Annotated in this window: 10 protein-coding genes; 2 read left to right on the top strand and 8 right to left on the bottom strand. The window is 46.4% G+C overall.

The window, feature by feature from the left end; translation table 11 throughout:
- Positions 1-282: 282 nt before the first annotated feature.
- Positions 283-1,191, top strand: coding sequence for a sugar phosphate isomerase/epimerase family protein (locus OIK42_RS07045; protein ID WP_273639438.1), 909 nt, complete (start codon positions 283-285; stop codon positions 1,189-1,191).
- Between the two features lie 434 nt (positions 1,192-1,625).
- Positions 1,626-3,470, top strand: a complete 1,845-nt coding sequence (locus tag OIK42_RS07040) for a methyl-accepting chemotaxis protein (RefSeq protein ID WP_273639436.1) — start codon at positions 1,626-1,628, stop codon at positions 3,468-3,470.
- Positions 3,471-3,615: 145 nt separating this feature from the next.
- On the opposite strand, the gene OIK42_RS07035 is transcribed toward OIK42_RS07040, so the two are convergent.
- The 8 genes from OIK42_RS07035 to OIK42_RS07000 all read right to left on the bottom strand — a co-directional run bounded on the left by OIK42_RS07035 (position 3,616) and on the right by OIK42_RS07000 (position 12,920).
- Positions 3,616-5,091: a TolC family protein gene (locus OIK42_RS07035; protein WP_273639434.1), complete on the bottom strand. Its 1,476-nt coding sequence runs from the start codon at positions 5,089-5,091 to the stop codon at positions 3,616-3,618.
- Complete coding sequence (locus OIK42_RS07030) at positions 5,084-8,266, bottom strand: efflux RND transporter permease subunit (RefSeq protein ID WP_273639432.1); 3,183 nt, start codon at positions 8,264-8,266, stop codon at positions 5,084-5,086. Before OIK42_RS07030 ends, OIK42_RS07035 begins: the two co-directional genes overlap by 8 nt.
- 10 nt (positions 8,267-8,276) lie before the next feature.
- Positions 8,277-9,362 carry an efflux RND transporter periplasmic adaptor subunit gene (locus OIK42_RS07025; protein ID WP_273639430.1) on the bottom strand — a complete coding sequence of 362 codons (1,086 nt, stop codon included), beginning with the start codon at positions 9,360-9,362 and terminating at the stop codon, positions 8,277-8,279.
- 210 nt (positions 9,363-9,572) lie between these two features.
- Complete coding sequence (locus tag OIK42_RS07020) at positions 9,573-9,887, bottom strand: hypothetical protein (protein ID WP_273639428.1); 315 nt, start codon at positions 9,885-9,887, stop codon at positions 9,573-9,575.
- Positions 9,888-10,460: 573 nt separating this feature from the next.
- On the bottom strand, positions 10,461-10,880 hold the full coding sequence (locus OIK42_RS07015) for a DUF2802 domain-containing protein (RefSeq protein ID WP_273639426.1): 420 nt from the start codon (positions 10,878-10,880) through the stop codon (positions 10,461-10,463).
- A 26-nt stretch (positions 10,881-10,906) separates the two neighbouring features.
- The gene (locus OIK42_RS07010) at positions 10,907-11,395 is read right to left on the bottom strand and encodes a chemotaxis protein CheW (RefSeq protein WP_273639424.1); all 489 of its coding nucleotides are present in this window, start codon (positions 11,393-11,395) and stop codon (positions 10,907-10,909) included.
- Positions 11,396-11,413: 18 nt separating this feature from the next.
- A complete protein-coding gene (locus OIK42_RS07005) occupies positions 11,414-12,151 on the bottom strand; it encodes a chemotaxis protein CheW (RefSeq protein ID WP_273639422.1) in 738 nt (245 codons plus the stop codon).
- Between the two features lies 1 nt (position 12,152).
- A complete protein-coding gene (locus tag OIK42_RS07000; protein WP_273639420.1) occupies positions 12,153-12,920 on the bottom strand; it encodes a ParA family protein in 768 nt (255 codons plus the stop codon).
- Between the last annotated feature and the right edge of the window lie 7 nt (positions 12,921-12,927).

Below are 12,927 nucleotides of genomic sequence, written 5' to 3'. Positions count from 1 at the left end.
ACGTCTAGACGTCTAAACGTTTTATTTATGTTGAGCCAACATGTTGTGCGGGTAACACTGCTAATTGTAGACAGCGTCGTAAAAAAAGTTTTATCAAAACGCTGCACTGAGTGACCGTGGGAGGATAGCTTAAAAGATTTGAGGGGTCGTAGAATATGCCCCTCCCCCCAGCCTTGCCAGGTCGAATGCCATTCAAACTAACGGGGCGTATAAACACCTTTATTGTACAAGACGAGTTAGAGTGCTAATTTGCAACATTATATTTACATTAAAGGCGCATACATGGATCGTCGTGATTTTCTGTTTTGTTCTGGCACAGCTGCGTTTTGTGCGATGTTATCGACACCCGCATTGGCGTTATCACCCAACGCCGGATTTAAACTTGGCTATCAACTCTATAGTGTCAGGGATGATATGAACAACGATCCGGAAGGCACTTTGCTGGCTCTCAAAAAAATGGGCTATCAGCACTTTGAACTTTATGGTTTCGATCCAACCGCCGGCACCTTTTACAATATGCCGGCACCGGCCTTTAAGTCGCTGCTGGATGATCTTGAGCTAAGTGTCACCAGCGGGCACTACGGCTTTGCTCCCTACCTTGAAAAATCTGATAAACAACTCACCGAATTTGTAGACCGCTGTATTGAGGGGGCAAAAACCATAGGGTCAGATTATATTACATGGCCCTGGACAGATCCGGCGCAAAGAAACATCGCCACATTCAAACGCCTGCCGCAACTGCTAAATAAAATAGGCAAACAGGTTAGCGACGCGGGGTTAGGCTTTGCTTATCACAACCACGGTTTTGAGTTCGAAATCAAGGATGATTCAGGCAACGGTGAAAACGCCTACAATATTATTGTTAACCAAACCGATCCGGACCTGGTCAAGTTACAATTGGACATGTACTGGGTATCCCGCTCCTCTTCAACAACACCGCAGGCACTAGTCAGGCAGCATCCGGGACGATACGTGATGTGGCACGTAAAAGACATGGATAAGCAAACGCAGGACTACACCGAACTGGGTAATGGCAGTATCGACTACACCGCGATATTACCCGACACGTCAACATCTGGCTTACGCTACTTTTATATCGAGCAAGGCGGTAATTTTAGTCAGTCGCCAATGAAGAGTGCAGCAACCAGCGCGGCTTACTTTAAAGCACATTTAGCGAAGTATTTCGTTTAGCAAGGCTAATCGGGTATTTCAAATTGAGCAAATGTATGAAGCTTACACGCTGTAATAACGGTGTCCACCAGCCATTTTGCGGCTGGCATCAACGTAAAGCCGGAAGCTGCTAATTACAGCGTTTTTGATAGCCAGATATAAATGTAAAGACGCCAGCAACAACTAATCGAACGTTACACTAAATCAAAACAGACACGTCTGACGATTTACTTTGTCAGGTAATCGAGCGGTATACTATGCTATGACGTGTGTTTAGCGATCAATATTGTATGAACGATCGAAGCAATTCTACGACAAAAAGTCTATGTTATTACTGTCCAGAGTTTTCGCAATCGTTTTATAATGTGGATAAAACGATACGCTTCTATACACAACGCGCGCCCCTTTTGAGGGCCGAATTTAAACAGAACAAACTCTGTTAGTAAGGAATAGCCATGCAAATTCGCTCGCTAAGCATAAAGTTCAGATTAATATTAATTGGTGTTATCGCTTTGTTGGCGATGACGTTAATGCTTGTGCTACAACTGTACCAGGCCAGTTCGACCAGTGCCCTGTCCAGCGCCAAAAGTCGTGTGGAACAACTTACGGCAGATATGCTGATGCTGCGTAGACACGAAAAAGACTTTCTGATGCGCAAAGAAGAAAAATACCCCGAGCGGCATAAAAAAGTCGTTGATGAACTGCAGACCGTTGCCTCCTCGCTGCGCAAAAACCTCGCCGATTTAAATATCGATACTCAACAGGTTGAACAATTCACGCAACTGGTGGGTGAGTACTCAGCGACCTTTGCTAGGTTAGTCGAATTAGAGCGTAGTATTGGGCTTGGACCCGACGATGGCCTAAGGGGCACACTCCGTGACGCCGCAAAACAGTTGGAGAGCCGCCTGAGTACAAGTGATGTTGCATTCACAACGCTGCTACAGATGCGACGCGACGAAAAAGATTTTTTGATGCGTAATACCTTAGAAGAAGTCGTATCTTTCAATAACTGGCATGATCAACTTGAGCAACAGTTACCCAACGGACTGAACACGCTTGCAGCCAACTACGTCAATAGCTTTAACCTGCTTGCTAAAAAAACTGAAGCGCGAGGCCTGACACCTCAACAAGGTGCTGAAGGAAAAATGCGCGAAAGTATTCAGGCAACGGAAGACATTCTGGAGGCAATGTCTTCATCGCTTAACCAGGAGTTAGATAGTTCCTTGGCGCAACTTCAAACGATTGGTTTTATTATTTTTGTGATTGTACTGCTATTGGTAGCTGGCCTCATTATCATGCTGGCGCACTCTATTAATGCGCCACTGGCACAGGCTTCAATGCAAATATCACGCATTAGCAAAGAGCGGGATTTTAAATTACGTCTGGAAGAAGCCGGCAATGATGAGATCACCCACTTCAGTAATGATGTGAACGCATTATTGGAGGAATTTCAGGATTTAGTGAAGTCTATTAACGTTGCCCTGACCAACCTCAATTCGGCTACGGAACAACTCGCCACGGCAACAAATGACACCGCCGAGGGCATGCGCGTGCAGCAAAATGAAACCGACATGGTCGCGACAGCGATTACCGAAATGGGGGCCACTATTCAGGAGATTACCACGAATACTGAAAGCACGGCAGACAAAGCCCGAACCACCAATGATAATGCTATGGATGGTCGCAATCAGGTCAAAGATACCGTCAGTTCTATTCGCAGTTTAGTCAATCGCCTGGACAGCGCATCCGGTGCTGTGAGTGAATTGGAAAAAGACAGCCAAACTATTGGCACCGTGCTTGATGTTATTCGCGGCATTGCAGAACAAACCAACCTGCTGGCGCTCAACGCGGCAATCGAAGCTGCCCGCGCCGGTGAACAAGGTCGGGGGTTTGCTGTGGTCGCTGACGAAGTGAGAACGTTGGCAATGCGCACGCAGGAATCTACCAGCCAGATTGAATCGATCATCAGTGGACTGCAAACGCGAACGCAACAGATAGTAACAGAGATGAAAGCATGCCTGCAGGAAGGGGCAAACAGTGGTGAGCAAGGCGACAAAGCCATGCAACGACTAAACGAAATCGGCGACGATGTTACCACTATTCTGGACATGACTACGCAAATTGCCGCGGCAATTGAGCAACAGAGTCAAGTGGCTACCGAAGTGAATAGAAACGTGGTGAATATTCGTGACTTGTCGGAAAACACGATGCACAACGTGCACATAAATGAACAAGCGAGTGAAGAAGTTGCAACTCAGACATCCTCGCTGCGTCAGCATATTTCGCAGTTTAAAGCGTAATAATTATACGGTTAAAACAACTTTCCTCCCGGATAGATATTGTCTATGAGAGTGACTGTCCAATTGCACTTAATTGCTAGAGGAGAGCAGTGCTCTCCTCTAGCAGGCGATAGCCGTTGAATAGCTATCTCTTATCACCGCACTTTCAGGCCTTCCACCCACCTCCCAGGGCTTGATATAAATCGACTAACGCGGTCATTTGCTGTTGTCGTGTCTCAATGAGCTCGCTTCGTGCTTCAAGCGCTTCCCGCTGGGCCAGCAATACTTCAAGATACTCGCCATGAGCCGATGCAAACAACCTGCTGGCAACGTCAATTGACTTTTCAAGCGACGCTATTTGTTGGCTTTTGGCAGTTACGCTTTGCTCCAGCTTGTGCAGTTTAGACAGGCTGTTAGAAACTTCGGCAACAGCACGAAGCAGCACCAGTTCATAGTCATAGGCTGCCTGCACCTGCTCTGCGCTGGCATTTTGATACACGGCTTCAATCGCTCTTCGATTAATAAGCGGTGCGAAAATGTCGGCAGATAGTGAGTAGGCAAATGACTCGGGAATATTCAACAAATAACGGGAATCAAATGAAGCGAGCCCTGTTCCCGCCCTTAATTCAAAGGATGGGTAGAAGTTGGCTTTGGCGACATCAACATTAAGGTCCGCTGCCGCCAGCGCTAACTCTGCCTGCTTTATATCTGAGCGATTCGCCAACAGTTCTGACGGCACGCCCACTCCTGGCATACGAACATCGGCACTCATTAATACATCACTACGACGGGAGATTGGCTGGGGTGTTCGTCCTAACAAAAGATTCAACATGTTTTCTTTTTCAACAATGTCTTGTTCGATCAAAAATCGTTCACTTTCGTTTTTCTTTACTTCAGCGGTGAATCTCGCAATTGGCAAAGACGAAGAACGCCCGTATTGCTGCAACGCACTAATCGTATCTATTACGGTTTGTTGCACCTTTATAGTTGCGTTTAAGTTCGCCAGTTTATTGTCGAGCGCGAGGAGTTCGTAGTAACAACGAGCCACTTCAGAGACCAATTGCGTAATAAAGAATTTGCGCCCTTCTACTGACGCCAGGTACTCAAGTGACGACACTTTGGTTGCATCCCTTAACTTGTGCCACACGTCTATTTCCCAGGATGCATTTAACCCCAGACGTAAATTGCCCAACGGGTCAGGAAATGCCTTTTCTTCTTTAATCGACAGTTGCTCTTCTACTGCCCCTTCACGGGTGTATTCACCCACTTTTTCTATTTCGGCTTCAATGCCAGCAGAAACACGTGGTAAATACTCCCCCTCGCGGGCGTACACTTCATTCGCCGCCATATTAATGCGCTGGAGAAGAATCGCCACTTCCTGGTTATTGTTTACCGCAGTTTCTACTAAGTCGGCAAGCTGGGGATCATTGAACCACTCGGCCCAATTAATATTGACGGCTTCTTCGTGTTCAAGCTCTTTTGCTGCTTGCGGATTGCTCGTTGCCTGAACATTGTAGCCATCAGGCAGTTCAACCTGGGGTGTGCGTTTTGTGACAGTTGGCAAAGCACATGACTGAACAAGTATTGCGCTAACCAATGCCATCGATAGCGGGTTACGAATGAATTTATAAGTTTTACTCATCGCTCAGCACCTCATCGTTATAGTGATAAGTTTCGGTTAACGGTATATGATCTTCATTTTTAATCAGTGATTTACCTTCTTCTAATTTGGCAAACAAATAATAAAGACCAGGGATCACCAAAACGCCAAAGATAGTGCCAAATAATGTTCCCCCCAACGCTGACGCACCAATCGTCCGATTACCCACGGCACCAGCGCCCGTTGCAATGACCAGCGGAATAAGGCCTGCTACAAAAGAGAACGACGTCATCAAAATAGGACGAAAACGCTGCTTGGCGGCTTCGATGGCGGCCTCGGCAATTGACATGTTTTGCTGGTTTTTTTGTACGGCATACTCAACAATGAGCACCGCATTCTTGCCTAACAAGCCAACCAGCATAACCAGCCCCAATTGAGCATAGACATCATTGGCCAGCCCCATACCTTTGAGAAATAAGAATGCTCCCAGGATCCCGCACGGTAACGACAAAATCACTGCAAAGGGTAGCAACATACTTTCGTACTGAGACGCCAATACGATGTAAACGAAAAGCAATACAACACCAAAAATGATAATCGCTTCATTGCCACGCTTCGCTTCATCAAAAGAAAGCCCTTCCCAACCAATGTCATACCCTTTTGGCAAGGTTTGGGCAGCCACCTCTTCCACCGCTTTGATCGCCTCTGCGGAGGTAAAGCCTTTGGCTGGCTCAGCACGAATAGCTGCCGAGGTATAAAGGTTATAACGGGTAATTTCATTTGGTCCCTGGGTCTTCACTAACTTCATAAAAGCTGAATAAGGCACCATTTCACCTTCTTCATTGCGTACGTAGTAGTCCAGTAAATCGCTTGGATAGCGGCGATATTCTGGTGCACTTTGGGTATACACCTTGAAGAAATTATTAAAACGGGTAAACCCCTGCTCATATGTACTGCCAATCAAAATATTCAGGTTTTCCATAGCTTGTCCTATAGATACCCCTTTTTGCATGGCTGCCTGATTATCAATTTCGATTTTATACTGCGGATAATCAGCTGCATAAAAAGTAAACAACCCTTTAAGTTCTTTACGCTCAGCCAAGGCAGCCATAAAATCTTTGTTGATTTGATCAAACTCCTGATAATCCGTTGTATTGGTTTTATCAAGCAAGCGAAATGACAGTCCGGAAGACGCTCCATAACCGGGTACCACAGGCGGTTCAAAGTATTCGATGACCGCACCCAGGTGATGTGTTTTAGCCTCCAGCTCTTCAATGATCTCGCCTACCGAGTGCTCTCGATTAGCCCAATCTTTCAGGTTGATCAAGCAGGTACCGGCGTTAGAGCCACGACCTTCGGTTAATATTTCATAGCCTGCCAGCGAAGACACCGAAGACACACCGTCCACTTCAAGCGCCAGATTTTGAAGCTCCCGTGCAACGGTGTTTGTGGCTTCCAGCGTGCTTCCCGGCGGTGTTTGGATAATGGCGTATATCTGTCCTTGATCCTCTCCGGGAATAAAGCCGGTGGGGAGTACCTGGTTTAAACCAAAGGTGCTAACCACAAAAGCTGCAAGCGCCACCACTGTTACCACACGGCGGGTCACCAGCACTTTGATAATACCGGTATAACGCCCGGTTAGCTTATTAAACCAGTGGTTGAACATATCTATAAATCGGCTCAATGGGGTCGCTTTCTTACTATGCATGTGCGGATTTTTTAGCAGCATCGCGCACAGAACCGGCGTCAGTGAGAGCGCCACGACACATGAAATGATGATCGATGACGCCATCGTAATGGAGAACTGCCGGTAAAATACGCCTACAGGTCCTGTCATGAAAATAAGCGGAACAAACACGGCGGTCATTACCAGCGTGATGGCAATAATTGCACCGCCCATCTCACCGAGTACCTGCTGAGTGGCAATGTAGGGCGTCAGAATGTGACTGTCCTCCATTTTTGCATGCACTGCTTCGACAATAACAATGGCGTTATCCACTACGATACCGATGGCCAAAACCAGTGCGAAGAGCGTGATCAGGTTAATATTCACGCCGGTGGCCTGCATGCAAAAGAAAGTGCCAACAAGAGACACTGGCACGGCCAGCAAAGGAATAAGCGTAGAGCGCCAATCGCCCAAAAAGACAAATACCACCAGCGAGACCAGCACAAAGGCTTCGATCAATGTATGGAGGACCTGTTCAATAGACGCGTCGAGAAACTTCGATACGTCATAGTTGATTTCGTATTTCATGCCTTCCGGAAACGTACTCTCCAGCTCCGCCATTTTGGCTTTTACCTGCGCAATAACTTCGTTAGCACTGCTGCCGTAGTTTTGCTTAAGTACAATTGCGGCTGAGGGATAGCCATCTTTATTGGAGTAAATATCGAAAAACTCGCTGCTTAACTCAACCTCTGCAATGTCGCTGAGTTTGAGCAATCGCCCGTCACTATCGGCACGGATGATGATGTTCTTATATTCTTCGGGCTCGTCATAACGCCCTTCGTAAATAAGCACATACTCTTTAGACTGCGCAGTAATTCCTGAACTTCTTCCTAATCGGCCCGGCCGGCCTATCAGGCTTTGTTCGTCAATCGATTCCATAATTTCATCCACAGAAATGTTGTAAGCACGCATACGATCGGGTTTTAACCAGATCCGCATAGCATACTGCCTGCTACCTAATATTTTGGCACTGGCAATACCCTTTACGCGCTGAATTTCAGGAATGAGATTAATATTCGAGTAGTTATATAAGAACTTTTCGTCTGCCGCTTCGTCGGTGCTGTAGACGTTGATATACATCAGCATGCTCGGTTGCACACGTTCTAATACCACCCCCTCAAGTTGCACCAACTGTGGTAAACGGTTCATGATTTGGTCAAGTCGCGTTTTAACGTTGATAAGCGCCTGGTTAGGATCCACATCAAGATCAAAAATGACCTGAATGGTGGCCTCACCGGCACTGGTCGCATCAGATACAATGTATTTCATACCTGGCACGCCATTTATTGAACGTTCTATGGTCACTAATGACGATTTCACTAACACATCAGCACTGGAGCCCGGGTAAGCCAGGGAGATTAGCACTCGTGGTGGCGCGATATCCGGAAACTGCGATGTGGGCAATGAAAAAACCGACAATACACCCAAAAAAATAATCATCAGTGAAAGCATAATCGCCATCACTGGTCGTTTAATAAAAACTCCAAACATGGTCGCTCCTCTATTCTGCGTGAAGCGACAGTTCAGCTAACGCATCACTGGCTGATAACAGGTCTGGCTTTATTTGCTGACCATTACTTACGCGCCGCAAGCCCTCAATCAACACGGTATCGTCCTCAGTTAAGCCGTCGGATACCACGTATAAATGCGGCAGCTCTGCGCTCACTTCAATATGGCGGGTAGCAAGCTTGTTTTCGCTATCTAGCACATACACATAACTTTGGTCGAGTATTTCGAATGTGGCTTTTTGAGGTATTACCAGGCTATCCGGATACGCTACATCTACCAATACATTGCCGGTTTGGCCATGTCTGAGCAACTGGTCTGGGTTGGGAAATGAAGCGCGCATTTCGATGGTGCCGGTGTGATTATCAAAGTCCGCCTCAATGGTATCGATCACGCCTTCATAGGGGTAAATACTGCCATTAGCCAGTTTCAGTCTCACTTTGGTATTTTTACTGGCACTATCATTTTGCACATAATCCAGGTACTCGGTCTCTGGCACATTAAAGTAGACCCACATCTGGCTTAAGTCGGACATAGTGGTAAGCAGTTCACCTTCATCAAGTAAGCTGCCGGTGCGGGCTTCCAGACGCCCCATTTTTCCGGTAAATGGCGCTTTTATATCGGTAAAGGCCAGGTGGGCTTCCGCCAACTCCACTTCAGCCATCGCTTTTTGATACTCAGCTTCAATCACTGCCAGCTCGTTCGGCGATACGATATCTTGCTCAACCAAAGATTTGGTATTTTTGTATTCCATATAAACAGCTTGCGCTTCCGCTTCTGCTTTATGTAATTCCGCTTCGTACACCTTAGGCATAATTTTGAACATAGGCGCACCTTGCTTTATGGTCTGCCCCTCATCAACGTAAGTTGATTGCAGGTAGCCTTTTTCCATAGCCTTTATTTCGATGTGCTGAATAGCGTGAATTTGACTCACATATTCTTTAACAAGCGTTGTATCCTGCCGTACAGGATGTGTCACATCAAATTGTAAAATGGCATGGTGTGTTTCGTGCTCTTGATGACCACAACCGCCTAGCATTGCAGTAAGCATGCTGACTGCTAAAAGTGTTTTTTTGCTCATGATGTAAATTCGTTCAGTAAGAAAACTATAACCACCGCGCCGATAAACAGACACGACGATCCATCGTATGCTGGTGTTTAGCGCACCACTGTGCGTTAAAAAGGCATACGAACCTGGCCAGCTTTAAAACAAGCTGGAGTGAAAATTATGAATGTCGATTAAGTATTGATTTTCAGTACGTGACCATAGTGCTCACAAGTACTAAAAAGCTTATACGAGCGGCGGAGCTCTGGTATGGGGTGTGGTATAACTAAGGGACTTAAGATCGGCTTGGTGTGGCGTTAAAAGCAGTGTTTCGCTAAGAACATACTGTGCCTCTGTCAACTCTGCGTGTTCAGGTGTAACAGGGTAATCACCAGCGCTTTCCTCTATTTCAAACTCCAGCGCCGATGCCGAAGCCGAAGCATCAAGGTGATATGAATCAGCATTGAGCGACGAGATCTGAGCCAGTCCCATTAAACAGGCAAGTAGCAACATTAGCATTGCTAATGAATATTGCTGTTTCATGTGAGAGAGGTTAAGCACGGACTATATACCTGTGAAGCTTGATGCTGTTGAGTAAAACGCGCGGTCATGCTACACAGGGCCTATGGATTTGACAACGCAGACCAACGGTATTTAACTGAAATTGGTCGCTTTTTTTAGTATGTCCGCATGTTTTGTGGTAATCATGATCAAGCTATTGTCAGTGGTACCAACATAAACTGCAGCTCTGTTGTGTTAGGTACTGCTAAGCGACCACAAATATATCTCTATTCCGAATCATGCGTACAACAGCATGACCAGCACTTTGACGAATAAGCGTAACGCCCAACCTGGAATGGTAATCACCTACTGAAACAGGCGCTAAACAAAGTTGCATATACAACGCCACATGTTTAATACTGTGAGCCTCATAGCTACCGTTATCCGCAGGATAGAATCAATATTACTATCTGTGGAAAATGGTTTCATCGCCTGGTAGATATGCGTATAGGAAGAAATACCCGTCTAGGTTTACTTTTGATAATGGAATCTGCCTTGTTAAGCTTTCATCTCTTTTAGCGCAGACAAAAATGACTGTCGCTACACGCTACTCAATCGACAGTTGGCGGGAGACTAGTTCTTGTTACTATGGATATTCATTAGCAGCTGCACCTCAGCGAAAGGAATATCGCAGTTATGCATGACCTCATCGGCACTGGCTCCTGACTGAATCATTTCGGCAGCGCGCTGATACATGCGGCTATCCGGATCCTGTTCGGCGAGTGTTTTAATTTGTTGCTGTAATGCAGCGATGGTTTGCTTTAACTGCTCGGTGTTGTCAGCTACAACCATGCTGCGCGCCTGGCTTTCTTCAAGCGAGCTGATAAACAATTGTAGTTGTTTTTTTAGGTTGGCTAGTTGGTGCTGCTGCGCTGACATTTCAGCGCGTAATCGCTTTACTTTTTGATGGCTAACGGCCCAGTGCAGAGCCGTTAATACAATCGCAATTACACAAGCAACACCCGCAACAATCAATGGTAAGGATACTTCCATGTGCTGTACTGATAGGTCCGGTATGGTTACAGGCTGGTTAACTCGTCCCACTCCTCATCGCTAAGCAGCTTATTCAAATCAACCAGAATTAGCAGCTCGCCGTCGCGATTGCTCACGCCTTGTATAAACTTAGCACTTTCTTCTGTGCCAACGTTTGGAGCGCTGTCGATTTCCGACGATTTAAGGTATACCACCTCAGCCACACTATCAACCAGAATTCCCACTACCTGCTCGTCTGATTCGATAATAACCACACGTGTGTTGTCCGTGACTTCTTCCGGCGGCAGGCCAAAGCGTGCCCGGGTATCGATCACGGTAACCACGTTGCCGCGCAAATTGATAATGCCCAGCACATAGTCTGGCGCGCCGGGTACCGGGGCTATTTCAGAGTAACGCAGCACTTCCTGCACTTGCATTACGTTAATGCCATAGGTTTCTTCACCTAAACGGTACGTAACCCACTGCAGAACTTGATCGTCTACATTCGCAGCGTTGTTATTTCTATCATCACTCATGTATTTGGCTCCAATTGACTATGGCACCTGGTCTTTACTGCCCAAGCCGTTATTCAACATTGCTATTAGTTCATCAACATCAAGCAATGCACACATTTTATCTTTTACCATACCTGCTAGCCAGGGGCGCTTGGCACTGACCTGACGCCACTTCACGTCTTCTTTGCTCAGCGATACCGTGTTAACCAGCTTTTCGCTCGCCAGTCCCCACTCACTATCACTTAACATAATAAGATATTGATAGTGTAGCTTATCTTCCAGAGATTGATCGTATTTTTCAGGCATTACCCATTGTGCTGTATTCACCACGTTGAATTTTTCATCGCGATGAATCATGACCCCCATAAACCAACCAGGCTTGCCAAACAGCGGGCCGATTTTACCCAGGTTATGTATGCCACCTAACGTGATCAGCGGAACGGCCAGGGTTAATCCTGCCACTTCAAAAAACAACGCCTGAAAATGATTGTCCAAACGTTCTTCTAAAGGCTTTAAGGGCACGCCACCGGGTGGCGTCTTAGCCGCCTCATCAACACTATCGTTAACCTGCGAAACGATCTCTTCCTCAGCGCTAACAACGGCTTGCTCAAGCGCCGAATCCTGCTCTGACTCAGTCTCGGTAAGGTCAACTGTTGCTTGTTCGAGCAGCTTTGCCGTTCGCTCGGTAACCTCAACAGGATCGACAGTGTCGCTTAGCAAACTGCTAAGGTAGTCTTCCATTACCTCTTCATTAGCAAACGGGGTATTTTTGCTCATTCTAGTCACTGTCCAGGACGTTAAGTAGTTTTTCGTAAGCAAACACGCCACGAGATTTTGGATACGCGACGGGTGCAGGTACCTGCATCTGACTGGCATCTCTAAAACGTGTATCTACCGGTATCATACCTTTCCAAAGTTGTTCTTTATAGTCCAATATTAATTGCTTCTGCGCGGCAATAGCGGCATTGATGCGTCGATCGAACATAGTAGGAACGATAATCGTATCGAATTCACGTGCCAGGGTTTTACTCATAATTTTTAATGTGTGCATCATTCGATCGAGCCCTTTAAGCGCCAGGAACTCGGTTTGCACAGGCACCACGACTTTCTGACAGGCGGCTAATGCATTAACCATTAAAACGCCTAAAACCGGTGGGCAATCAATAAGTACGTAGTCAAATTCTGCCGATACCTGTTGCAACGCTTTTTTGAGAACCAGGCCCATTCCAACCTGGTTTCCCAGTGAGCGATCAAGCGTTGCCAGTGCCATGGTCGATGGCAATATAAATAAACTGTCAAATCTACTCGAGCACAGGCAATCGAGTACTTTATCGCCCGTCATGTCAGAAGGATGAGTAAAAATATCGTAAATTGAACTGGATAGTTCTTCAGAGTCGATCCCAAAGTAATAACTTAGCGAGGCCTGGGGATCCATATCGACCAGCAAAACATTGTACCCACGCTTAGCCAAAATACCGCCAAGTGTGACGGTAGTGGTAGTTTTACCTACCCCACCTTTTTGATTGGCTATGGTCCATATTTTCACCGCTACT

Origin of the sequence: Alteromonas gilva (assembly GCF_028595265.1) — a bacterium.
Taxonomy (GTDB): Bacteria; Pseudomonadota; Gammaproteobacteria; order Enterobacterales; family Alteromonadaceae; genus Alteromonas; species Alteromonas gilva.
This window is presented reverse-complemented; position numbering and strand designations above follow the sequence as displayed.

Excerpts from the sequence above, each read along its gene's own strand:
- OIK42_RS07040 (WP_273639436.1), top strand. The coding sequence starts at position 1,626 with ATGCAAATTCGCTCGCTAAGCATAAAGTTCAGATTAATATTAATTGGT.
- OIK42_RS07010 (WP_273639424.1), bottom strand. The coding sequence starts at position 11,395 with ATGAGTGATGATAGAAATAACAACGCTGCGAATGTAGACGATCAAGTT.
- OIK42_RS07035 (WP_273639434.1), bottom strand. The coding sequence starts at position 5,091 with ATGAGTAAAACTTATAAATTCATTCGTAACCCGCTATCGATGGCATTG.
- OIK42_RS07015 (WP_273639426.1), bottom strand. The coding sequence starts at position 10,880 with ATGGAAGTATCCTTACCATTGATTGTTGCGGGTGTTGCTTGTGTAATT.
- OIK42_RS07025 (WP_273639430.1), bottom strand. The coding sequence starts at position 9,362 with ATGAGCAAAAAAACACTTTTAGCAGTCAGCATGCTTACTGCAATGCTA.
- OIK42_RS07045 (WP_273639438.1), top strand. The coding sequence starts at position 283 with ATGGATCGTCGTGATTTTCTGTTTTGTTCTGGCACAGCTGCGTTTTGT.
- OIK42_RS07005 (WP_273639422.1), bottom strand. The coding sequence starts at position 12,151 with ATGAGCAAAAATACCCCGTTTGCTAATGAAGAGGTAATGGAAGACTAC.
- OIK42_RS07030 (WP_273639432.1), bottom strand. The coding sequence starts at position 8,266 with ATGTTTGGAGTTTTTATTAAACGACCAGTGATGGCGATTATGCTTTCA.